Annotated in this window: 21 protein-coding genes; 3 read left to right on the top strand and 18 right to left on the bottom strand. The window is 48.2% G+C overall.

Features of this window, described 5'->3' with window-relative positions; all coding sequences use genetic code 11:
• Nucleotides 1-2: 2 nt before the first annotated feature.
• The 6 genes from QF117_RS08680 to QF117_RS08655 are packed head-to-tail and all read right to left on the bottom strand — an operon-like array spanning nt 3 to nt 6,077.
• Nucleotides 3-1,031, bottom strand: coding sequence for a TraU family protein (locus tag QF117_RS08680; protein ID WP_282388585.1), 1,029 nt, complete (start codon nt 1,029-1,031; stop codon nt 3-5).
• The gene (locus tag QF117_RS08675; RefSeq protein WP_282389447.1) at nt 1,015-2,139 is read right to left on the bottom strand and encodes a TrbC family F-type conjugative pilus assembly protein; all 1,125 of its coding nucleotides are present in this window, start codon (nt 2,137-2,139) and stop codon (nt 1,015-1,017) included. Before QF117_RS08675 ends, QF117_RS08680 begins: the two co-directional genes overlap by 17 nt.
• 10 nt (nt 2,140-2,149) lie before the next feature.
• Nucleotides 2,150-2,662 (bottom strand): S26 family signal peptidase, encoded by a 513-nt coding sequence (locus QF117_RS08670; RefSeq protein ID WP_172665238.1) that lies wholly within the window; start codon nt 2,660-2,662, stop codon nt 2,150-2,152.
• Nucleotides 2,646-2,993: a hypothetical protein gene (locus QF117_RS08665; RefSeq protein ID WP_004249366.1), complete on the bottom strand. Its 348-nt coding sequence runs from the start codon at nt 2,991-2,993 to the stop codon at nt 2,646-2,648. Before QF117_RS08665 ends, QF117_RS08670 begins: the two co-directional genes overlap by 17 nt.
• Nucleotides 2,986-5,385: a type IV secretion system protein TraC gene (gene traC, locus QF117_RS08660; RefSeq protein WP_024008831.1), complete on the bottom strand. Its 2,400-nt coding sequence runs from the start codon at nt 5,383-5,385 to the stop codon at nt 2,986-2,988. The genes QF117_RS08665 and traC overlap by 8 nt, the downstream gene beginning before the upstream one ends.
• Nucleotides 5,385-6,077, bottom strand: coding sequence for a DsbC family protein (locus QF117_RS08655; protein WP_001228924.1), 693 nt, complete (start codon nt 6,075-6,077; stop codon nt 5,385-5,387). Before QF117_RS08655 ends, traC begins: the two co-directional genes overlap by 1 nt.
• 368 nt (nt 6,078-6,445) lie before the next feature.
• Between QF117_RS08655 and QF117_RS08650 the strand changes: the two genes are divergently transcribed.
• Together QF117_RS08650 and QF117_RS08645 are read left to right on the top strand one after the other, a co-directional pair.
• Nucleotides 6,446-6,712, top strand: coding sequence for a DUF1778 domain-containing protein (locus QF117_RS08650; RefSeq protein WP_000212004.1), 267 nt, complete (start codon nt 6,446-6,448; stop codon nt 6,710-6,712).
• Nucleotides 6,703-7,209: a GNAT family N-acetyltransferase gene (locus QF117_RS08645; RefSeq protein ID WP_023584043.1), complete on the top strand. Its 507-nt coding sequence runs from the start codon at nt 6,703-6,705 to the stop codon at nt 7,207-7,209. The genes QF117_RS08650 and QF117_RS08645 overlap by 10 nt, the downstream gene beginning before the upstream one ends.
• A 40-nt stretch (nt 7,210-7,249) precedes the next feature.
• Here QF117_RS08645 and traA read toward each other — a convergent pair whose 3' ends face one another.
• From traA to traL, 6 genes are all read right to left on the bottom strand, one after another.
• Nucleotides 7,250-7,636, bottom strand: a complete 387-nt coding sequence (gene traA, locus QF117_RS08640; RefSeq protein ID WP_023584042.1) for a TraA family conjugative transfer protein — start codon at nt 7,634-7,636, stop codon at nt 7,250-7,252.
• Nucleotides 7,633-8,205 (bottom strand): type IV conjugative transfer system lipoprotein TraV, encoded by a 573-nt coding sequence (gene traV, locus QF117_RS08635; protein WP_001944091.1) that lies wholly within the window; start codon nt 8,203-8,205, stop codon nt 7,633-7,635. Before traV ends, traA begins: the two co-directional genes overlap by 4 nt.
• Before the next feature lie 74 nt (nt 8,206-8,279).
• A complete protein-coding gene (locus QF117_RS08630; RefSeq protein ID WP_169650375.1) occupies nt 8,280-9,569 on the bottom strand; it encodes a TraB/VirB10 family protein in 1,290 nt (429 codons plus the stop codon).
• A gap of 2 nt (nt 9,570-9,571) precedes the next feature.
• Nucleotides 9,572-10,468 carry a type-F conjugative transfer system secretin TraK gene (locus QF117_RS08625; RefSeq protein WP_269123861.1) on the bottom strand — a complete coding sequence of 299 codons (897 nt, stop codon included), beginning with the start codon at nt 10,466-10,468 and terminating at the stop codon, nt 9,572-9,574.
• A complete protein-coding gene (locus QF117_RS08620; RefSeq protein ID WP_000667170.1) occupies nt 10,452-11,078 on the bottom strand; it encodes a TraE/TraK family type IV conjugative transfer system protein in 627 nt (208 codons plus the stop codon). The genes QF117_RS08625 and QF117_RS08620 overlap by 17 nt, the downstream gene beginning before the upstream one ends.
• Nucleotides 11,075-11,356 carry a type IV conjugative transfer system protein TraL gene (traL, locus tag QF117_RS08615; protein WP_000433891.1) on the bottom strand — a complete coding sequence of 94 codons (282 nt, stop codon included), beginning with the start codon at nt 11,354-11,356 and terminating at the stop codon, nt 11,075-11,077. Before traL ends, QF117_RS08620 begins: the two co-directional genes overlap by 4 nt.
• 288 nt (nt 11,357-11,644) lie before the next feature.
• Here traL and QF117_RS08610 point away from each other — a divergent pair, with 288 nt between their 5' ends.
• A complete protein-coding gene (locus QF117_RS08610) occupies nt 11,645-12,232 on the top strand; it encodes a plasmid-related protein (protein ID WP_282388584.1) in 588 nt (195 codons plus the stop codon).
• Between the two features lie 26 nt (nt 12,233-12,258).
• Here the strand turns inward: QF117_RS08610 and QF117_RS08605 are convergent, their stop codons facing one another.
• From QF117_RS08605 to brxL, 6 genes are all read right to left on the bottom strand, one after another.
• Nucleotides 12,259-12,894 (bottom strand): DUF4400 domain-containing protein, encoded by a 636-nt coding sequence (locus QF117_RS08605; protein ID WP_282388583.1) that lies wholly within the window; start codon nt 12,892-12,894, stop codon nt 12,259-12,261.
• Nucleotides 12,881-13,441 (bottom strand): conjugative transfer protein, encoded by a 561-nt coding sequence (locus tag QF117_RS08600; RefSeq protein WP_282388582.1) that lies wholly within the window; start codon nt 13,439-13,441, stop codon nt 12,881-12,883. Before QF117_RS08600 ends, QF117_RS08605 begins: the two co-directional genes overlap by 14 nt.
• 9 nt (nt 13,442-13,450) lie before the next feature.
• Complete coding sequence (gene traD, locus QF117_RS08595) at nt 13,451-15,271, bottom strand: conjugative transfer system coupling protein TraD (RefSeq protein ID WP_282388581.1); 1,821 nt, start codon at nt 15,269-15,271, stop codon at nt 13,451-13,453.
• A gap of 47 nt (nt 15,272-15,318) precedes the next feature.
• Nucleotides 15,319-17,469, bottom strand: coding sequence for a MobH family relaxase (gene mobH, locus QF117_RS08590; protein ID WP_282388580.1), 2,151 nt, complete (start codon nt 17,467-17,469; stop codon nt 15,319-15,321).
• Between the two features lie 143 nt (nt 17,470-17,612).
• Nucleotides 17,613-21,917: a hypothetical protein gene (locus QF117_RS08585; protein ID WP_282388579.1), complete on the bottom strand. Its 4,305-nt coding sequence runs from the start codon at nt 21,915-21,917 to the stop codon at nt 17,613-17,615.
• Nucleotides 21,918-22,067: 150 nt separating this feature from the next.
• Entirely contained in the window at nt 22,068-24,098 is a 2,031-nt protein-coding gene (gene brxL / locus QF117_RS08580) for a protease Lon-related BREX system protein BrxL (RefSeq protein WP_282389446.1), read from the bottom strand.
• Nucleotides 24,099-24,134: the final 36 nt, after the last annotated feature.

The following is a 24,134-nucleotide window of genomic DNA, read 5'->3' as shown; positions in this document are numbered from 1 at the left end:
AGTTAACCTCCCGAGTTACAGCAGTCTTGCCAGCGCCACAAAATATAGAGCGCATCTTCACCGGCACCTGGGATTGTTCGCCACTCTCCCCATTTCATTGTGCTTTCACCGATGACATGCGCATTTTCAGTTTCTGGTACAGGGAAGAACATACTCATCTTGTATTGGGATTTCGGCAGCATGGGGTCGATAACAGGTCGGCATAGCGCACTGTTCCCCATTGTTCGCCTAGCAAGACCACGCCTGTGTTGAGCCGCGATTGCACGCGCTGCTAAATGGCTGGTGTTTTCTGCTAATGAGCCAAAGGCTAAGGTGTGGCCAGATAACGGGTAGAGATGGCCCCAACTGCCAGCACACCAAAACAACTGGTCGATGGGTTTACCAAGCGTTGATGAAGCAGCGTCAGCGGTACAAGCCGAAATAGCCAATGGATTGGCAACGGCAGCAGCTTCAGGCTGAGTAAAAAAGGCCAGTTCATCGTTCAGCCATGTTGGGTCCAATTCCGACAAATACATCAAGTCAAAGTCCATGTAACCATCGGCATTGCAATTGCCATCCATGAACAAATCGAGCATGACCAAAAGCGGAAAGGCATAATAATGGTAATGGTAGAAAGCGAGATCACCGGTATCGTATTCACCCTCGCCATGACCACCTTGCAATCGCCTATCACCTAACGGTAAACGAATCCCTCCCAGGGAAGGCGAGCAACCCGGCGTTCTGACCAGTTCAATCAGACGCGCTGGCTCCCACATGCTGGTAACAATACCTGGCCTTGGCACGCCTAAGTTGTCTTCACATAAGCAAAATGACTTGTTTGATGCGCCGCTTGGGACATTGCCAGAGCCAAGAGGAAGACCGGCAACCCTGATAGGAAAAATGCATGACCAGCAAACATCCGTCAGCAACTTGCCGGACAATAACCCCGCGTCTGGGCAGGTCAATTCGGCTTTTGCAGGAATAGATGCGCCCAGGACAAACATGACAACGAGAGTCCGCAACAGACGATACGTATTATTGAGCTTTTTCATTAACAAGCTCCTTTGCTGGAATTTCTTCTATTTCAAACGCGAGCCCCTTTGCTTGAACAAACGATGGGGTGACTTGCAAATCAAAGCGCTGCTTTAGAGAGGCATTGAGAAGGTAAACCGGACTATCCAATGTCTTTTCGAGCGCATTGAGGCTATTCCAACCTTGAGTACGGTCGAGCTGCGTGGTGATAAGCGTAATGCGGCGCAGTGTCCTATCTTGGCCCTCAAGCCAATGCGCAACTGCGTCCACTTCTTCAGCGTTCGACGCATTAAACACCACAAGCTGCTGAGTAAACGGCAAGGCTTTGAGCGGGTTAATACGCGTTCCTGCTGGGATCAATGTTCGGCCATTGGCATCCAATAGTGGCCGCTGCATGACGATGGTTGGATCAACCATTCTTATCCGATACTGCGTGGCTTTGGGTAACTCAGTAAATGTTTGGCGAGACCAGAAACGCTCAATGGCTTTTTTCTTTAATGCGCCCAGGTCAATCGACTGTAAACGCTGCATCGCCACTTGCATCAAATCCGGTTCTAAAATCGAATGAATAGGACCGCGTTGACCCAATGAACCGGTATTGCCTGTTTCAATTTGACGCTGCAACCAGTCCTTGCTGTAAACCCCTAGTGCACTTGCAGTCACCTTGTCATCTTCTATGCGGAAAATGGCAGGCACGCTAGTCACCCGCCAGTGCACAAAGGCTTTCGGATCGATTCGAACCTGAGGAACAGGATCAAGCCCCGTCATCAGCGTATGCCAATCACGGATAGCCGCCCCCAAGGTCTTTCCTTCAGGAATTCCCCGAAACAACACAATAGCGCCGGTAGCACTGGCCTCTTTAAATAGCTGCTTCAGTGAGGAATCCCCCAGTGAAGACGACGCAAATATCAACCATTCATCGTTGTGTTTGAGCGACGCAGGTTGTTCAATCGGTGAAAAAGGCTCGATAAATTCAGATGAACCATCCACAGCACTGTGTAAAATGCTGCGGCTCATTTCAACGATCTTTTTGTCCTCGGCAGACAACGGATAAGGCTCTTGTGCCCAGGACACTTGAACCCAAGCCAATGGAGCAACCAACAAAAATAAGAGGCATAGTTTTCTCATCATCCACCTCCTACCAAAGCGGCCAAGCGCGACCAACAATCTGCTCGCGCTTAACGGCATTCCAATAGCGGGAGTCAAAACTCGTTGCAGCCTCACCGGAAAACCAATATTCGTTTTCTTGCAGCGTCAATGAGCGGCTAAATTCTATTTCAGCCACACCAAGACGCTGGGCTAATGCCATGCCGGTAGAGACTTCAGCACCGTTCACCAGCACATGCTCAGGCGTCACCTTGACTTCATCCCCTGGCATCCCTGTTAGGCGTTTCAGCATCCGAGTACCGTCGTTATATAACGGAGAGAGTCCTTTTGAGTGGAAGGCATACAGACCATCCTTAACGGGCTCTTTATTCCATAGGTCAATCAGATATATCGTGGTATCAGGCAGGCAGCGCTCTTGCTGGGTATCAATACCTATTCGGTAGCGCATCATGGCGTAGGTGCCTACCAAGGCCATGATTAACGCAAGAACAGTCAACCGGATGAGATATGGCCGCCAAGGCATTCTTTTACGGAGTATCTGCATGAGACACCTCCTTTGAGCCTACTGGCACGAATACAGAATCATCTGCACCCACCACCGCTTGGGCATCCAGCACGATAAAACCGGCTGCTTTTAACTTTTCAATTTGCTGATTGGTCTGAAGCAACCTGGATTCGATGTCTTGTTCGCTGGCATTGGGGCCCAGTGACAACACCGCCTCCCCAAAATCCACGACTGCAATGGGCGTACTTAACGCCAACTGGCTGTGGATGGGTTCGAGTGTTTTCATTAAGAGCCAACTGGTCATTAAACCGCTACCAGCAATAGACAAAGTAATAGAGGCCATAAATGGCCAAAGCGTGGACTTATTCATAGCCTCGCTCCTTTAACAACTGGGAGATGGCATCAGCAACAGAAAGGCCTTTGCGCGTTAACTGCTTAATCGCGTTTACATCTTCTGCACGGGACGAGTACAACAGCTTGTGAAACGGATCGACGATGAGGCGGCCAATCCCGGTGCCCATTTCGGTAATAAAGAAAATTTCGGAATAGACACCCGTGACGGTATGAACCGTTTTCAAGTACTCATAACCGCCTTCACCTAGTGGCAAGCGACCTTCTTTTTTGAGCGCGTTGATGGTTTCAGCTTTTTGGCCAAGCAGGTACATATTGGCCGAGTTTTCAGCGATGGCTTTACCTGTAGGGCTGTCGTATAAATCGTTGACCGACTGCGTTACCGTTACAGCACTGCCTCCATATTTTCGAAATCGACGGTAACCCGTCTCGATGAACTTACCGACATCACCTTGAGTCAGCAGATCCCAAGCTTCGTCAATGAACACAATCTTGCGACGATCCCGCTCACCTAAGTACATCTCTTGTTGGATTTGGTAGATAAGCTGAAGCAACACCACTTGTTGTAGGTGCTTGCGCCCCTTGAGCTCTTCTAACTCCAAAACAGTGAAACGGTTTTTGAAGCGAATATTGTTGTGGCCATTAAAGAAGCGGCCATATTCGCCCTGTGTCGTAAACGGATAGAGCTGCTCACCCACGTCTTGCACACGTCGGTCTTCGTGATTTTTCAAGGCCTCTGCCACATCATCAACTAACATGGCACGACCTTTTTTCTCCCACAGTTCACGGGTCTGACGCTTTAGGTTGGCCATCTGAAAATCGGTTAATGACTGCGTGGGTGCGGCCATTGCGGCCAATAACCCAACCAACACATCCGCTTCTTCGTCATAGTCCTCAACGATTTCAAACGGATTTAAGCAAATGCCACTGTCCCGCCCGAACTGTAAGAACTCACCGTCATAGACTTCACACAGCTTTTCATAAGAGCGGCCAACATCAATCACCCAGCATTGGCCGCCTTCTGATAAGTAGGAGGAGATGATTTCGTTCACCAGGAATGACTTGCCCGACCCCGATTGCGCCGCGATGCAACAGTTGTAATTACTGCCCGAGTCATAAAGGGACACACTCATGATCTGGCCATTACGGGAAACAAAGTTAATCACTGGCGTGCCTGTACCTTTCCAATCCGCAAACAAAGGCAACAGAGGGATCACATGTCGTGTCGCCATGGTCTTGAATCGAAACAAGTCGTTCATCGCCTGGCGATCAGCACCAAATGGCAAAGCATTCAGGAAAATGGGCAAACAGAAGTACTTGTCTTCCATCAGCTCAAATCCAAGTTCTTTGAAATAGGTTCGAGCATTTGAAACAGAGCTGATGGACGCCTCTTCCGTTGGGGAAAACAGCGTTAGGGTCATATTTGCCCGAATAGGACGATCACCTTCTTGCAAGGCTTCAAAAAGAACATCAAATCCCTTTTTCTTGGCTGCAAGCACCGGCACAAACTTGAGCATTGGGCCATAGGCCTGATTGACCGCCCATTGACGCTTCGTCTCTAAACGAGATCGCATGGCCTCGGCTGAAGGAAAGTGAATGGTGACATTCAGCAAAAAGCTGCCGCGTAAACCGCGACTACCCGTCATCATATCGCCCGCAAAACTTGCGGCATGACCAAACCAGATCCGCTCAGGCAAGCGCTTAAACGATAAGGTTTTAACTCGGTAATCACCCAACATCAGACCTTGGCTATCCACCTTGATAGCTCGGTCATAATCCAACACTTGCTCTCGAAGTGGTTTATCTGCCTCACTGCGGATTGGTGATGGATTGCGCCAGGAAGCATCTTTTCCCCAGTTAAGCTGCGCACTTAATGCCGCGAGCCAATTTCGGTCAGTCATCTCAGTGACGCGAAAACCAACCGTTGCCAGCGCTTGCGAGAAAGAAGCCCGAAGCGCGGATGCTCGACTCAACTCACGCTCCGTCGGAATAGGACTTTCCAAAGGCAATTTGCAGGTGACGATCAGTTGAAAGTTGCGCACCTGAGTTTGGGTCGATTCTTCTATCGGTTGAACCGTGCCCCCATCGAGGAAATCCGCACGTTTGCGTATCGACGCCCTAAGCAATGGATCGGATTGACGATGCCGCAAGCCCATCATGCGCTGAAGGTCGGTTTGAATATCAGGGGATGCGTACAGGCCAAATTGCAGCAAAGTGTCTTTTGGCCAGTCGTTGTTGAGTAGAACGTTAACCCTGTCTGCAACAGACTCATCACCACCCGGCAATGGGTCACATAGAAAACCAAAGCCAACACTCTGGTCTTCCATGAAAAACAGTTGCTCATCGTCGGAATAGGCCAATACTGGCAAGAGCTCTGAAGCGCGTTGCCCTGAATACAGAGAGGCTTTCATTAACGCCCCTCCAACCAAGCAGAAAGATCATAAGGACGGCCTCGGCTGATGCGACCATCATTGGCAACGATGAAAGGCACACCTTGAATGCCCAGGATTTGAGCCGTCACCAAGGTACGCTGCATTGGTTCTAAGTTGCAGGCATCATCCTGTTCTAGGTTACCAATCCGGCCATTGAGCAATGCATCGGTGGCCGCTTTCTTGTCACGCGCACAGCCAAGCTGGCGAACCTGACGTTCTGAATCAGGACCGAGCACTGGCACAGGGAGAATTTGGAAGGTGTATTCTTTGGTTAACGGTAGGGCTTGTTTCAAAAGCTCATGGCAATGCGGGCACCGGGGGTCAACAAAGACCACCACTTTCTTTTTGCCTTCGCCTAAAGTCAGTGGGTTCAAATCATCCATTTTTAAGCCAAGACGACTTAAGTCCAGCGTGTTACCAGCTTCACGAATTTCTTCGAGGCTAGTAAGCGGCTTTTTCGACCAGGCATCATAGAGCGTGCCATCAATGACGAACCGGCCACTGTCTGACATGAAAACAATACGGCCATTGCTTTCGACCGCTTTCATACCAGTGACAGGTAAAGAAACCATGCCGTCAATTTTGCCAACGGGCGACACTTCAGACACAGGTTCAGCTTGAACCAATGGAGACAGCGCAAGCGCCAGAATAATTGGAGATAGTTTTCGCATGAGGAGTCCTCGTTAATGTAAATCGAGGCTCCAGTCTATGCAGTTGTCCTATGTGGACTCGGTTAGATAGATTGAAGAATTGGATGCCTTGCTAGGGTGCCACTTGTTGTTACGCACTATTTGTAAGGGTATAGCTTTCATTCTGCCAGCCTTACAGACTTCCCCTCAAGTCATCTGGTTTAGCTGATTCCTTTTTTTCATACCTTAGGTGTTAATTTTTGCAATGTTTTAAACCAGAAAGAGTGACATCCCCTCGAAATCAAACTGACCTACTCTCAAAGTTTCATGCCCAACAATTCGTATATCCATTGACTACACGGAAAAGTCATTTAAACTGTGTATTAAATAGATATACAGAGGATGGTGTCATGGCTACAAAGACAGCCCCAATCAACATGCGAGTACTGCCATCGGTAAGAGACATCATCGATGCCGCAGCAAGTTTAAAAAAAGTTGATAGAACCGTGTTCATTCAGCAAGCAGCGCTCAATGAAGCGCATAGTATACTGGCAGAACAGCGGGATTTTGTTCTAGAAGCAAAGGCTTTTGAAGCGTTTGATAACGAACTTCGTGCAGAGCCACAGACTCTTGAAGGTATGAAAGATCTGTTTAAGAGGAAAGCGCCTTGGGAATAAGTGCACCAACCCTCCTCACTGATGAGCACCAGCTTAATGCCTTTCAATGTGGCATTGAAGAGCTCGATACTTGGTTAAGAAAACAGGCGTTAAAGAGTCAAAAGCGGGGAACCGCGAGGGTGTATGTGGTCAATGACACTGACGCCCATCAAGTGGTCGGGTACTATGCCATTGCCATGGGATCAGTTTCCAGAGAGCAAGCTTTCAGTTCATTAAGAAGAAATAGTCCAGATCCCATTCCCATGGTGATTCTAGCCAGGCTTGGAGTAGATAACGCCTATCAAGGTCAAGGCATTGCGGCAGGTCTTTTAAAAGATTGTATCATTCGCTCAGTACAAGCAATGAACGCTGTCGGTGGAGCAGGAATCTTAGTCCATGCTATTGATGGTAGTGCGCAAACGTTCTACAAGAAATTTGGCTTCAAAGAATCGACGTTTGATCCTTTAGTACTCATGGCAAGGATCTGCGATATCGAAAAATCATTGTCGATAGACTGAGATGACGGCTCCCCTTTCACAAGAGAAGCCGTCAATATTATCAGGTGCCCAGTAAAACGGCGCTGATCGCTGGAACTGCTGTGCCAATGACTTCTTGAGTGCTGGCAACAACAGGTAAAGTTGCAGACATGACACTTTCAACGACTGTTGGCGTATTGTAGAGACCCATACCGCCACCAATGCCCAAGGCAAAAGCCATCAAGCTTTGGCGAGCGATACCGCCCACAATACCCACCAGTACCATGGCTCCCGCTACGATCCGTCCCAAAGTACCTTGGGTCCAATCTTTTAGGGTATCCCACACATCAGTGAAAGCATCACCACCGGTGCCCGCAAATGAGGGCTCCGAAATCATTAACGCCATTAAACCAAGCGCACCAATAGTCATTAGGCGCTGAGTTTGAATGGTGCGAACTGCATTTGTCATTCGTTAGTTTCTCCGTAGATACTCAAGTTATCGCGCTTACCATCAGCTCCCGCTGAGGCAGAATCGCTTTGAGTCTGAAGTGGACGTAGCACTGGCGAAACCGTTCGAGGTGCTGACACCCCAATATCCCACCGGCGCGGTTCAATTTCGGTAAACACGTAGCTGGATAAATTCAGATCTCCACGGTCATCCTCCCAAGGCGCAATCCAAATCCGCATTACCCTTGAAGGAATGCGAATAGGTGCAGATTGCTGCGTCTCGGGTAATGCTGGATGGCTCAGCAGTCCTGTCTCTAAATCAGATTGTGAATACCCAGAGGGAGAACCAATTCGAGTCGCCACAGCATCAATCGTCTTGGGTGCAGCGCCATTGCTGGTAAGCTCATAGACTTCACGAGCGGATAAACAGCGCACACCGTCAGGCATACCTGGACATCCATATTCACTACTCCCAAGACCCAATGAACTACAGCCAGACAATAAGGTTGAGCCGACAGCCAATAAAAGTAATCCAGCTTTAGACCACTGTTTTGACTGGTGCTTTGGGTTGTTCTGCATTGATGTCGTCATGGTTAACTCTCCTCTGGATACACATCTTATTGTCTGAAACGGACTTCGATCGGTTAGCAACATGCAGGATTTTTTCATCTTCTTGCACCTCCCCCTTGCGAAGTGGCCAACGACAACGAGGCACCACGAGTGACTATGACTTCAATTTTCCTTGCAGCGTCTACCTCTATAACTGGGAACATATTTTCAGCCATGTCCAAATAGAACTTGGCCACTCGATCCAATGCTTTACCTGTGCCTTTAATCGCAGCGCCTTGTAATGCTTCTTGGCTCATGACTTGCTGGTACAGCTGAGTATCACCGGCATTACCCGTCTGAATCGTTGGTACAGGATTCACATCAAATGCGCCTGCCAAGCCCTGTAGGAATCCGGCCATCATCGATTTAGCCACCAGTTGGCCTTGTTTCGACACTAATCGGCCACGAATACCGGCTTTGCCGTCTTCACCCACGGCATAAGAATCCAGTCGTGTTTCAATGACGCCACCATCTTCTCTCACACATGAAATGGTCTCGCCTCGCAAATAGGCACGCTCTGAGCTCAAATCACCGTAACCTGCGGCGATCAAGAAACACTCTTTGATATCCGCTCTAAATCGGTTGGGTAAAATGGCTTCCTTTTGAATCCTCAGCAATGCAGGAAAAGGCTCGCGTCTTGCGGACTCGTGAGTAGGGGCATCCAAACCCGTGATCAAAGTACCTGAGATGATGCTGCCCGCCGGTAGATACAAAGGCGGCGCTTCTTGCACAACAACGTCTGGTTCGGCAACCACTTCAGGCTCAATCATACGAATCGTGATTGGCGGCAATGGAACATCCCGAGCTCGTGTGCCTTGGCCATTGGCTGGCTGCTGATAGAGCGGATCAGGCAGCGGCGCATTGGCAAAATAGTCGTCTGGGTTAGACGGCAATGGCTTTTCTTCTTTAGGCAATTCCATGGCAGATAAAGGCACTTCAAAGCGGCTATTTGTGCCTTCAACTGCTGCATCACCTCCAGCGCGAACATCATCAAGTTCCGCTCTAAGGCGGGCCAGCTCCGCATTGACTTCACTTGGTATAGAAGGCGAACCAGGGCTTAGCCGTCCTGAATCGACGTCACGACGCAAGCGCTCAACTTCACGACGTAACTGTTCATTGCGCTCACTGAGTAGTTTTACGTTCGCAGCCAAACTATCGACCCCAACATCACGAGTATTGGTATCCGTAAGAATGTGCCGGATCGTTTCCTGCCGGTTCCGACTGCTTGAGCCATCGTCAGGATTAGGTGAAAACACCATCACCATAAGGATGAGACCACCAGCAATACCAGCAACCGATAGACCCCGCTTCATGTTCGGGCTCATTTGTTCCCATTGTGCTTTCATCGTTATTCACCTCCCACAAGAAGCGAAGGTCGCAGACTTTCCACCGCTTCTTCACGATGATTGCGAACAACCACATACAACTCAGTCTTTTCACCCGGCAACAAGATATTGCGAGGCCAGTAGGCGCTTGCCACTATATCCGGTGCATGACAGGCTATTTCTCTGGCTTCTATCGGCTCATCGGCAAAGCTTTCAACCAGTCCTACATAGACGGTGAAGTAATGTCCCGTCACAATTTGCCCCTGCTTAAAACCAAACTTTAAGCCCGGCTGAAAACATTTCGGGCTTGTGTCAGTTTGGCCAGCGAAACGGATGTCATAGCCTTGTGGTAACTCATTTAGTGCAAGGCGTCTGAGTAAATCACGTAAGCTATCGACGTATGGCTGAGCCGTTTCCCAAGTGGCGGCTTTTCGGTTCACGACGCCCTTAATAGGCCACTGCTGACCATCAATCGCTAAGGTGATTTCACGCGGTGGAATACGACGAGGTACTAAGGTGACAGATAATGCGGTAGCTTCCTGACCAGGCGGAGTGATGTAAAGTGAAACCGGTGATTCTTTGTCCGTGGCCACATATACAACATTCCCCTTGATTTGCGTCTGAGCATCACTGGTTGTTCTCACCTGAGGCGATTCAAACGGCGTCACAATCCGGTTCAGATGGCCAAGTGCTACAGGGATCAGTTCATTAATCCCCGGTGTCATCAGTAGCGTTGTTGGCACATCCGTTGAAACCGTATTGGTTTGAACCGGTGGATTTGCAGTAGCAGACTGCTTCATCACACTGGCTGGCACAATCGGCAATTCCACGTCTGCATACGACGCTTGAGATAGCAGGACGCCACTCAAGCTCATTGCGATTAAGCTTGGTGTCATCCATCGACTAATTTTGGTTCGCATCATTCACCCTCCGGTTTTGCTCTTGGGTCAACTTTTCACGAACGCGCTTCGTTCTAGCTTGCCCCTCATACGTATCCATCCAGCTAAGTTTTGGACGGTATTGCTCAATATCGATGTCAAACTCATAGGTGCGAGTTTGGCGCTGTTCATCTCCAGATGGCCCAGAGACCAAGGAATAGCCGGTCACAAAGACATGCCCGGTTTCATACTCATACTCCACTTGTCTGGGTTGGAATTTGAGCGTGACCCGGTCTTCGCGGATTTGTCTTGCCTGAATCTCCAGTGCATCGACCACTTGCTGGTACACCGCTGGAGAAAGTAGCGGCTCAATGGCAACCCGGATGAAAGACACATTACCCGGCGTCACGTTGCCCATAAGCTCAGCCAGGTAGAGTCCCCAGGATTCAAGGTAAGGTTGAGTGGCTTGGTTTCGTGACACTTCAGCCGTTTCAGACAAGGTTGGTGGTTGAATAGCTACCACGGTATTGCGAGAAAATGCCGCTACCGCAAGCAGCAAATTAGATAGCACCAGCACTGCAATCAGAAACCGTTGCCATCGGTTCTCTAATTGCGTGCCTTGCCATGATTTTAAAAACACGTCGAACTTCACGGCAGATAGCTCCTGATAAATGGGTTAGGGATCGTCTTGGCTTTGGTTGGCAACAGTCCGGCCCAGTAGATGGCGTGAAGAATAAAACCATCTGGGCGACCATCACGAAAACGCCGATAGAGCTTGGTTGTCACCAACCCCAACAGGCATAAAACCAAGGCATTACCGGTAAAAATGCCGATCACTAGCCCCAACAGAATGGGAGCCATCTCATCGGCACTCCAAAGCAGGAAGTGCGGCGGATCATCGATATAGGACGGAATACTCACAGGTTCCATAGTCACTCCTCGTTGTTTGAATTGAGAAGTGAAGAATGCCTTGGGATTGGCAGGTTCGGTGGTCAGCTAGATGCCGAATTTTTGAAGGTTTTGAGGGTTCTACTCAGACAATACTAACAATTGATCTTTTTGATGCGGTTGATATGATGAGGATATTGGTCGTGTCGAGACCAGCTGCCCACTTTAGCAAACCCGGACGGGACGACATGCATATCAAATTTATTTTTTGCTTAGGTTTTTTCTGCGACCTCGGCAGTGGGCACCGTATTCGCTAATAGGAGAAACTCAATGCAAATTACTAAAATCATTTCCTCTGCCACGGTTGAACGTTTAAAGCAAAAAGCACGAAAGCTTAAACGTGAAAAATCTATTCCACACACTCAAGCACTCGATGAAATTGCAATCTCTGTTGGTTTTAATCATTGGCATCAAGTTGTACAAGCTAATGACTTACTGAAGCCATCAGAAGTGGCGTTATCTTCAGGATGTGTCATGGCTTTTGATGTCAAAGATGGTATGGATGTCGATACCAGTGATGGAATTTTAATTGAAGACCACTTCTTGGAGATGCTCACTGAAAAGCAGCTATTCGAAATTTATGCCAATTCCCCTGATGAGGAAGACGAACAAAACAGGCCGCTAAAAGAAACGCTATCGGATTCAGAGCTTCATGAGTATTTTCGAGATTATTGCTCATTCATGTACTTTCGTCTTGCCGAGCCTCATACAAACAAATCGCTGAAAGAAGTATTGGCTCTTATACGACAGTACTCGTTTTGGATGCCGCAATATATTTGGCTTCAAGGTCACCTTATTGATACTTATCATTTGCCAGCTGAAGACGAGAATGGCAATGCCGTAGGCGTAAGGTTTTAGCTCTACAAGATGAGGCCCAACTGGCCTCATATCTTCTTCTGCAAGTGACTTAACGCCAACCCTGCCATCAATGCCAAACCGATGATCAGCGACGGTAACATCACAGGTGGAATGGCCAGCGGGGCGAACAATCCCATAAACAGCAAGATGACGCCTGAGCCCAAGATGATCATGCTGTAGCGGTGAATGATAGGGCTCGAAAAATCAAAGGTTGTCTTCTTAATCTTCCAGGTCATTAAGCCATCCCACAACGCCGGTAACATGAGAATAAGCGCAAAGGGCAACCAGACCATCAGCAAAGCAAATCGAGTGAACACTTGGCACAGCACATCAAAAAATGCCTGAATACGGTCTTCTACCCACACAAACCAAAAGCCACCCATGTTCTCCATCCCTTTAGAGCGCAGTCGCTGCTCTTCAGTGGGGATTAGAAAATCTCGCACAGATTGCTCCATCTGCGTATCCACAACCCATGACTGATACCAGCGATGGCTAGTTTGACCAATCCAATAGCTTGTTTGTGCGCCCAATTGGTTCTGGATCATCTGCTTCTCTTTACTGATGACCCGGCCAGTCCAATCACCGGGCACTAAAACGCCAATGGCAATAATCTCCAGCATCAGTGCCAGACACAGCAGCCAAACCGACTTATGCTTGCTCATGCCAAACATCCTCTTCTACTCGGGCCAGCATGGCTGCAACGGTTGGCGTCATAATCCGGGCTTTAATCACTTGTTGAAGCCGCTTTGTCGTCGTATGACCGCTGACATATCGCACTTCGATGCGTCCTTCAGCCAGATACGCCATCCGATTTGGACGATTACGAATCCAGGTGTGGAAATACACACCATCCACGGCGGCCCACTCGAAATGGTCAGGATCACGCAGCCGAATCCCCGTTAAAGCACTGGCGGCAGTCCAGGTCAGTGCCTCAATGAAATGCCACAGGCGTACACTGTCATCATCACAACTGACTTCTTCATAACTGCCCAAGCCATTACACAGACACAAATCAAAGATGGAATGGCCATCTAACGTGAACGCATCCGTTAAGTAATCCGCCAAGCAATACACCGAGGCCAAAGCATGAGGCCAGTCGGTTTCAAGTAGTCTTAAGGTTTCCTTGAACTGGGGATTATATTGCTGCCACTGAGCGAGCATTTCTTTACTGGTAAGTGTTGTCATTTTCAGACAGACAGAATGATGCATACAGACTCCTTATGCTGCCTGTGTAGAGCTGGTTAAAATAGGAATGCGGCCTTTGATCACGCGGCCACCTGAAAGCTTGGCGATGTATTCCAGGTTGGGGAGCTGGCCCAATAACTGCGGTGGAAACATATCGCCTTCTTCCTCCATCAAGCGTTCGCCATGATTGCCGGTAAACAACGCGGGGCTGTCCGAGTTGGACGACATACCCTGAGTTTGCATGATGTACTGCAACCGAGTCTTTGGCAGATTGTCAGTAATGTACTGCTGCGTTTCGGCATCCATCACCCGAAGGGCTATCAAGTTGTTAATGTTACCTAACACCTGGCGTGCCTTAGCTTCGCTGCCTGTACGAGCTGCAAAGTCAGCAAAGGTCTGAGTAGCAATCACACAACGCATTTTTGCGCCACGGCCTTTGTTGAGCAGTTGAATGAAGGGATCGTTGACGACTTCAGCCGCCTCATCGATGAAGATATTTACGGGACGATTTTCAACACCATAGTTATAGCGGTCACCGGCCACGGCGGTGAGATCGGATAAAAGCAACGAACCAATGGCGCTGCCAACCATGGCGTCGGTCAATGAATCCAACCCGATATAGGCCACTTGGGCATTGTTGATAATACGGCCAGAATCCGTAATTAACCGGCTGTCATCCACGTCGTTTGCAATCGGTGATAGCAATGGGCCTAGTTCACTTGAGGTGAGCATATTGAGCACCGGCATCAGTGAAGCCACCATCTTGGAATAGTGGGTTCTGTCATGTTCAAACATGCTCAAAAGGCCCTCTAAATCAGTATTGGCGGCAACGGGCTGAATGCGTTCGTAGTAAAATAGCAGCATCGCCATAGCTTGTTTAGCCAAGGTATTGGCCTTTTCGGTAAAGCGCTTAATCTCCACATTAAAGTTCGGATACACCTGCTCCCCCCAGGCCGTAACGGCTTTTACTACCAAGCCTTCTGGGCCACCTTCCAAGAATCGTCTCAGTGTTTTCAGATCAGGACGTTGTGACGTAAGCAACAGACCTTGCACTATGTTATTCAGTGCCATTTGACCAAAGGCTTTAAATGGATCAGCACCGGTTTCGGATGGGATTAAGGCCGCAATTCGGCTAGCAATTTCAGTACCCCGGTTAAAGTTCCTCAGAGGATTAAGTCGTACTGAATGCTCTGGAAACCCCGGATGAAAATACACAAAGCGCTCAGGACTACCGGCGGCAATACAGGCTCGCTGTGCATTATCCTTAAGTTCTTTGTCTCCCTTGGGGTCAATAATAATCACGGCTTCATTGCGCAAAATAGCCTGGGTGATCATCGCATCAAAGCATCTGGTTTTTCCCGCACCGGTCGTACCGACAATTAAGGTATGCCCCTCAGTGTGACCAACTGGCTGGTACACATCTTCTTCTTTGGGCTCGACACCATGAATCCAGGTCGAACCCATTTGTTTGCCGTGACCTTGGTTAAGCAAGGTTTGCTTATCCCTTTTTAGAATTTCATAAGCGCGTTGGGCATGACGTTGATCCCACTCAAAGCCATACCCTAACCACAATTCATCAGGATGTTTTGCCATCACCTTTTGCAAATGCGACAGCGCCATAAATGCCAATGGTTTGCCTTTTAGCCCCTTCTGCAACTTATAAAGACGGTAAGCCTCAGGCAGGCGATACAACGCCATACCCGAGGAAATCCCTGTCATCCACCAAAATGGTTCAGCTGGTAACTCAGTCAGCATTTCTGCGGCAATTGCCCCAGTTGCCCCAACCAGCCAACCTGCTGCTGCCATGGCTTCATAGTTCGTGCGCCAGGGCATCTCATATGCGTTTTCTTTCATTCATGCTCCGCAAAATAACCGTTTGCAATCGCTTAATTTCAAAAGGATTAACGTTTAGCGTGAGCGGTAAACAAAACCGTTTCCCCCTCATCAAACTGGCATTGGTCACTGGCCGAGATCCCCCGAAGCAACTGCCCGGCTGGAATGCCATGCTCCTTGGCGACTTGGCGTAAGATTTGTATCGTGACGCGAATACCATCGGCACTATGATCCACGTCTGGGTAATCGCCATCGGTCAGTAAGATGGGCAAATCTTTCACAAAATTAACCATCTTTTGCCGCTGTTCGTGTTTGGGGTCTGTAATTGAGTTCGCATTGGGCGCAATCGGCTTTTGCTTACGCTCCGCTCTTTTGGCGGGCTCTTTTGCTTGGGCATTGGTTGTCTCAGTTCGACTCGGTCGCGGTGAAGCCTCTTCGTTCTGAATTGCTGACGCTGATTCTGCGTCTTGTTTGGGAAGGTCAATCAGTGAAGTAAGCCCTTTAGAAATCGATACTTTCAGCAGCAACCCTTGCTCCTGAACGCCACCTTTCGTAGTCACAGTTCTGGCCTTTCGTGTCGGGTTTGCGGGATCTAATTCAAGCCAATCTAATCGACTGAGTTCAGCAAGCAGTTTTCGGGGAGCACACCAATGTCTTACGGCATCGGGATAGCGGATCAGGACTTGCTCACCAACCATAACCAACGCACTGCTGGCCTCTGGGAGCCACGCCAAAGATTCAGGGAGATTCAATGCTTCTGCATCGTGCTGGTTTACGTTATTTGAGATAGCGCCATCATATGAATTGTTAGGCTTTTCGCATTCATCACCTGGAGCATTTTCAGTTGCCTGAAGGTGATTAACATCACTGGCAAGACGAAGTTCATCATCTTGTTCGGACGAGTTTGTCGATGGCGACTCAGACGAATTGCCGTGTTCGATTGATGATGACGCTTCAGGCAAGTCTGAATGCTCACCGGAGCGACTCTGTGACTCTGCTTGTGTTTGCTGTGTTGCTTCCCACTCAGATTTGCTAAACAGTCTCACGCTACTTGGTACATTCGAGCTGAACAATAAATCGGCCTCAGATATATGCAGCATGGGTAGCCAGATTGGCTTGTCGTCTTTGATCAGCACTTCAGGGGCAAGGCTTTCGTATCGCTCATTTGAGGCGAATTTAGTGGCCAATCCTCGCTCAATGAGGATGTCCGCAAGGGTATCGGGATCTCTTGGAATGCCAGGTATCTTGTCTTTGGCCAACAGCTCAATGATGTCCTTAGCTGCACTTTTCCAGACCAGGTAAAGATTGGTTGATTGATTCAATTTTCGTACCCAAACTCTGGCGTCTCGCTGATTGACTAACCATTGGGAACTGGCAAGTAATCGCCTCATGGCATCAAGTAGATAGCGTTCGACTGGGACACCAAGGGCATTGTCGTCAACGGAAATTCGTTGAGCTTTAAGGTCTCGCTGGACGCTGGTTTGGTCGGCTTCAATGACCAGTTTAGACAGGACATGCTCTGGATCGGTATTGCCAATTGCTTCCAGCATGGCTTGCAAAATTTCAGGGCCCGGTTGGGTTAACCAGACGAGCAACTCAGGTGTCATCACCCGGTTTAAAACCAGAATTGAAAATTGCTCGTGCCGCTTGCACCGTCCGTCGCGCCAGCGAATGAAATAGCGTTCAATGCTGTTATTTGTGGTCCACTGGGATAAGGTTTCTAAAAAAGGGTTCCACTGATAGCGTCCATCTTCGTCTGTGATGGACAGATCTGAAACTGGCTTACCAATATCATGAAACAAACCGCCTAATGCCGCCGCAACACGCCACCTTGGTTCCAGCTCTTTTTTCTCAACCGGGGTGCCACTGGCAACAAAGATGATCCCCTCAGCAGCTTGTGCCGCCCAGAAAGCAACTTCCAAGGAGTGACGTAATAAACCACCAGCACCACTGTGATGATGATGCTCAGAAGCTGGCAACAAATGAACATAAGCAGCAAGATGGTCAATGCAGGGCTGAATCAGGCGTTGAAAATCACGCTGGTTAAAGCCAAGTACCTGGCGCAGTTTGGCAATTAGCTCGTCTTGTGTGGACTGCAAATCTTCAGGTGACGCAGCTGGCAACCCCTTCAGAAATGGCGGATAGCGTGGAATGTCCGCATCCAGTTGCGATGAAAGCTCTGGTAGTGCTTTGGCTTGAAAAAATAGGTTTTTGAACATAGTGAACCTCCGACACGATAGTGTGAAGGTTCAACCCTGTACTAGATGACTAGATAGATTGATAAATCATGAAGAAGATCAATAAGTCTAATTGTCCTGTATCCAGCTTTACAGCATCTTCATCATCAAATTCTTATTAGCTTTTAAAGCTTACACTTAGTCTCAATAGGCAACCTTGGGCGCAAATCAAGAAGGTGTACATGTATGAACGCTTCACCCCCTAAAGCCATTTGCACTCTTTCAGCCTCTACGGTCAAAAGAGACAACAACTCATCCGCTTTGATCATACGTTTTTCATCTGGATGTTGCCATTGACGGTCTTTTGCGAGAGTCACTAGCAAAGCTCCTGCTTTACTAAATTCTGCTGCCATATATTTCCTAACAAGCTGATTTTCTATTGTATCTCGCAAGTCTGTCGCTGTCCGGCTGTCACCAAGTTTTAGTTCAATCACCGCTTCATGCTTCGAAAGAACAGATCGCAACCGTATATCAGTTTCCTTTTCGTCAGCTGTAACAGCCTCCTGGTCCACAGTATAAATCGAGTTTGCCGCATGTTTCAGCTCGCGAGAAATCTCTCGACGCATAACCCTCTCGTCTGATATCCCTGCCCAAGCTTCTCTTGGTGAGGTGTCACGGAGAAGAAGATCGTTTAGGTCAGACAACCTATCCTTCAAAATGGCGAACATGGCTTCATTCGTTGAGGCAGGTGCTTCTCCACTTCGATCTAGCTTTTCTACTTGAGCCTGATCAAATACCTCAGCATCAACCTCTTGCGCCCAACTCTCTTCTGCCACAGCCAAAATTCGGTCCTTAAAATGGGCGCACAAAGGATCTGCGGCCATCTCAAGCTTGGCAGCCAAGCCCTCCTCGCCTTTCGCGTTGAATAATGCCGTTACAATGCTATTGCGTGCCTGTTCCGCATGATCCCGAGTGTCCGGTGAATAGGACCCTTCGTGGTAAGCATCGTCTTGTATTCGAACGTGGCGATAGGCCAAACGAAGAAGTTTCAACAGTAGTTGCGGCGTGAATCGTTCGTCGTTCAAATCGACTCCGTCTTGGCGATCACCAAAGAGGCAGGCCAGCCATGTCACAGCTTCTGATAGCTTTGATGGTTCAACTACATCAATCTGATCCGCCAGCTTTTCGACACCCGTCTGAGGATCAATTCGCATTAAGGCCGACAACCAAACAAGGCGAAGCGAAAACGGTAATTGTTGTTCCAATCTTTGTAGAGCTCGTTCTTGAAGTCTCTTAATTTCAGTCGCATCGCCGCTCTTCAAAATAACCCGAGTCACTTGTCCAACCCTTTCTGTTATTCCGGTCGTGCTATCAGCGCCATTAATCCGGTCCCCACTTTCATCTAACCAGGATTCGAGTCGTGGTAAAAATAAACGGGTAACCCTCTCAGGTGCATACTCAATTCCTTGAAGTAAGCTAGAATGTCCACGTTCACCTGAAGGCAAGTTTAGCTCCCACGACAATTCATTTCCGAGCGTCTGATCTACGGCGTTTGGATGAGTGTCTACGAGTGCTTCTATCCACTTAGGCAAACCATTCAGTTCAATCAGAGCGTATCGCGCAGCTAGTTCGGCTTCGACATCGTCGAGTTTAGCTGACCAGTCGGGAGACTCCGCTTCGGCGTAGATCGCGGCCAGACCAAACTGCCAACGTACAAGATATGTATTTCGTTCGCCTTCTGACCTTTCGCTGGGAAACGTTGGGCGATCATCACGCCAGATCTTCATCATCACTCTGCGAAGCTTGTCGGCCGTGTCTTGATTGAATTGCTCTTCAATAAACCGCCGGTTCCAACCTGACGATCGACTGTCTTCACCATCATGACTCATGGCGCGCCACAAGTTCCAAGCAGTGTTCCAGCTTTGCTCCTTCGAAAATGCGTTTTCAGGCTGATTAGCAACCTCTCGCCAGAACAGAACCCAGCTCGCTCGGTTCTTAGCCTTTCGTCTCTCTTCCTGCAACTTTCGTTCAGCTTCTTGTTTTTCCCAACGACGAAGCTCTTTGTCGTGTTTCGATGGCTTAAGACAGTCGTCAAGTCTTTGCACAAATAAGGGTTCATCAACTATGAGAGACCTAAGTCCTTCAATGTGTTTTTTCCATGACTCATTTTCTGGTGAAAGACGGATAGCTGCCTCCAAGAGCATTGCGCGTTCCTTCATATCCCGAGTCGCGTCACCAAGAGCTTCTTTCACCCAAGACAGATCCCTGTCCGGTGTTAGTTGAATCGTTCTATCATGAATAGTAATCTCTGCGAGCCGTGGCCAGGGATCGTTGATTTCATGGAGAGACTGCAACAAAGCGTCCTGAATCCAGAAAAGACGCTCATTGTCTGCTGCTTTCAGATTAATCAGCCGTTGGCGAAGTGATTTGATCGGTTCATCGTCACAATGGTCTCGGTGGTGTAATCGCAATGCAATTACACCTCCATACAGCCACTGTTCGTCCAGGCCTACACCGAGGCCACGCTCACATGTTGCTGCAAGTGCTCCACTAAGGTGAGGACGTTCACTGACAATATGTGGCCACTCTTTTCGCCATTTTAGCCCCTCTGATACTAGCGTGATGAGACCATCACGAAGCTCCTCAAGGACAGGGGATTCAAGGGAGGCTCCAGCTATCAGGCGTGGTAATTGCCAACTAAGATCGCCTACATTTCGCTTCTCTCGCTTTATCCAGCGAAGGGTTCGACAAAGTTGCTCAACCGACATGAATTTTGGGAAAAGGGTTAGTATGGCACTGCGTGCTACTCTGTCAGACCAGAGATCATTAGCATCAGCTATCGTGGCAGAAATTATTCCTAATCTCTCGTCAGCAAGGGCTACTAAAGCGTCGATAGCCATTACGCGCTCGACTTCAGGTGCAGCAATGTCCTGTGTAATATGAAATACGATATCTGCACAAGCTTTTATGCGACCCGCCTCTATAAGACTGATGAGGACTTGTCGTACATCTGGATTTTCTACTCCACTGCGCCAAATCCTGTCGATTTCTTCTGCCAACTCGTTCGACGCAAATCGGTGGACTTGAATGTGAGGCACCTGGAGGCCTCTCCAACCACCAGGTCCATAACGCGTAGCATAGGCGCGAAGAGCTTGATTTCGCTGTTTCTGCGTTAGCGACTCTGGATCGCCTTCATCCAGAAGAACAGCAGGCTCATTGTCCCGCAAAAGTTCAAATATCCCGTCTTCTTGCAAGGCTAGCCAACCTGCCACTGGTCGCTTGGACGGGCGAACGATTGTGTTACCTTTTGTCTCCGCGAATAGAAGACGTTTGAGGGCTCGAAACGGCATGCCTTGCCTTCTAAGAGCTAATAGCCGTTCCGCAGCAAGATACTCGGTAACAGAGCGATGATGGAACCTCACACGTCCGTAAGAAGCGAAGCCAAATAACGGACGCTCAAGCAGTGCTTTTCGTTCATTAGGCTGCCAATCTGATAGGATAATCACAGGATCGAGAGCAGCCTCTTTGTCGATGACGTCGGACGCTGCACTATGACGAATCGTTATACGGCGTGTCATCTGAACAGCAAGTGCGAGTCGACTAGCACCTTCAATCGCCTTGTCAACAGATAACTCTGCCGGCTCAGCTCTGTCTTCGCGAGGAAGCAACTTTACACGAACATTAGTAGCAACCTGCTCACGATGTGTTCGGATGCGTTTATGCTCACGCCAGTCAGCACATAACTCAATAAGGTCCTGAGGTCTACGAGCAAACTCTAGGGCATTGCGACGACGTAAGTCTTCAAAAAGAAGAGCAGGATCGCTCACTCCCTGATGTCGACAAAATTGGACGATCTGTTCGTCTGAAAAGGGCATTAAAGCTACAGTCTTCCAATCGGGCGATTGATTTTTATTTCTGTTGTCATTTTTATCACGATGCTCACGCATTGCGATTTTAGCAAATACTTCTTCATCGGATTCTGAAGAGGACGCTGTTGGAACAGGTAGTAAATTTCGAACCAACTGTTCGTCGAAGGGGACTGGCCTTGTCGTGATCACAAAACGCGCCCGATGAAGCTGATCTCCGATACATTTTTTCAGTCGTTTGAGCGCCCGCTCAAATGAACCCATAGTCAATTTTAGTTCGTCAATCGAGTCCAGAAAAAATGTAGCCTCTTCAGACTGTGAAACAAGCCACCTATCCAAACGGTCTTCTTCATCTGCATCTAGGAGACTACGAAGGTCTTCTGTTGCCAATGCGGCCAATTCTATAAAGAATGCTGGCTCTCCCTTAGCCCACAGACGCTCGGATTGTTTACGGCATTCGTAAGTTTTTCCTGCACCTGCCTCGGAAATTATTAGAACACGTTTTGAACTTAGTAAATCATTCCATCTATCTCCGCGTGACCAGCCTAGACTTACCAAGAAAGATTGTTGGTCGGCATCATTAACTTTCCCATCTGGAATATCGTTGAAGGTCCTGTCTATCATGATATCAATGCCACCTATCAAACTGGCAATACACTTTTGAATATTGCATGTAGATCAGTTATGACAAAAAAATGCTGAAAAACATTAAATGATGTAAGGGTAAACATACCTGTAATTACTCCATAAAATGGCGCGTCAAACGACACCTAATCAATTAACCCCAAGCGCCTTAAACACAGCATCGACGGGATCTGCATAAAAGCTGATCTGGAATTTTGAAAACAACTCAGCAGGAACCGTTGGAATATCTGAGGCTGAGGCCATTGGGAGCAAAATACGCTTTGCGCCACTGTCCATAGCTAACTGAAGACTGCCTGCAAGATCTTGAACAGGATTTACAACACCACCTAAAGTCATCTCACCCAAAACAACCATCTGCTCTTGAATCGGTCGGTTCATCAGAATTGAACAGAACGCAATTAATGCAGCGAGCGATGACTTTGTACTTGGCCCCGTATTGTGGAGCTCAACAACATGGAGGTGATACTCATGATCAGAAAACTTCGCCGACGCACTGATTCTATTCAGGTTACCTTTGAAATAATCAAAGCCAACACGCACAGCTTCTTTCGCTGCGGTATTCGAACCAAGGCCAGACACTGAGTGTTTACCAGAACCAGCCATCATCTGGGTTTCATAGCGATATAACCCAAGCTGCCCAGTACTTCCCTGAGTAACCAAGTGCACAACACCAGCGCGAGGTAAGCCCTCAGGAATTAGCTTGCTGCCACCTTGTTCCGGAACATTAACGAAGAATTCTTCTAATGAATCGTTATCGATGTAGCTAAAGTGCACATCAAAAAATTCCATTCCGCCAAGCTTTTTCAATTGCTCTTTGACCCTACGTCTAGTTTCCAGCGCATAGGTCAGACAGGCTCTTACATCATCTTTTGTGTACTGTGCGTCGGGGTGTAGTAGCTTTAACAAGCCCGAAACAGTTCTGCGTACAGCAATTACATCACGCTGATTAAGGTTATTACCGAGTTTGAAGAACTTATCGATCGCATCCGCAAAACTTCTTTTGCGCATTTCACGCATGTATTCAGCAAGATAGTCTGTGATTAATCCGTAACTATTGGTGAAAAACTCAGGACGCATCTTCGGTATTTCCCATCCAGGAATATAGGAATGGAAACGGTCAAAAAAAGCAGTGTCAATCATGGCATCAGGAAAAGGTGCCAACAGATGACTGGTCTTCACCAGTGTCTCAACGCTTTGATTGATGTTACCGACGAATACCATGGAAGCCTTCGCTTCGATTGAATCACGGCCACGGGCAAAAGACCCCGACGCCATATAATCTTTCATTATTTGAACGCCGTCTTTGTCTTTGAAGTTAATACCGGCCACTTCATCAAATGCGACAACATCCCACATACCAACCAACCCAACTTGGCGCGAGCTCATGTTATAGAACAAGTTCGCCACAGTTGTTTGTCCGCCCGAGACAAGCAATGAGTTTGGTGAGCACTCTTTGTAGACATGGCTTTTACCTGTCCCTCTTGGTCCGAGCTCACAAACGTTGTAGTTGTTTTCAACGAATGGGATCATGCGAGTAATAAGATGCCACTTCACCCGATGCTCTAAGTTGGTTGGCTCCATACCCACGGAACGAAGCAACACATCCATCCACTGATCGGAACTAAAATGTCTTCTGGTTGAAAACACCTCATCCATGTTCATGGACGGCATTTGTATCGGTTTTAAACTCATAATGGAGAAAGGTGATGTCTTCTGACCTTCCTCAAAGAAATACTGCACGGTAATAATGCACCAGATGCCGCCAGTTAATAATTTTTCGTTGTCTTGTACTATTTTGGTCGGTACAAGGGCATCCTTGATCCCCAAGTTAGACAACGCAGCTTCATAGACGTCTTTTTTCTGATTGAGCTTAACGCTTACTTTGTCGATGATTTTAAACGTGCCGCGTTCACGGATCAGTGACTTCACTTTCTCCGCTTCATCAGGTCGGACATAGTTCTCAGCCAAGATTTTTTTCACATTATCAAGGCCTTGCATTACGACTTCGTCGTCATCGGACGCACAATACATGCCTAGTAAATACTCAAGCACATAGACAGGGACGTTAGCGCCTTCTTTCAATTGCTTTGTCAGATCTTTTCGAACGACACGGCCTTTAAAATATTGATTGAGCAATGCGTCTAAGTCGGCGCTTTGCATCTGATTTTTTTCGTCTTTATGATCTTGTGAAAAATC

Source organism: Vibrio sp. YMD68, from assembly GCF_029958905.1.
Classification (GTDB): domain Bacteria; phylum Pseudomonadota; class Gammaproteobacteria; order Enterobacterales; family Vibrionaceae; genus Vibrio.
Note: the sequence above shows the minus strand (reverse complement) of the source record. Positions and strands in the feature narration are given on the sequence as shown.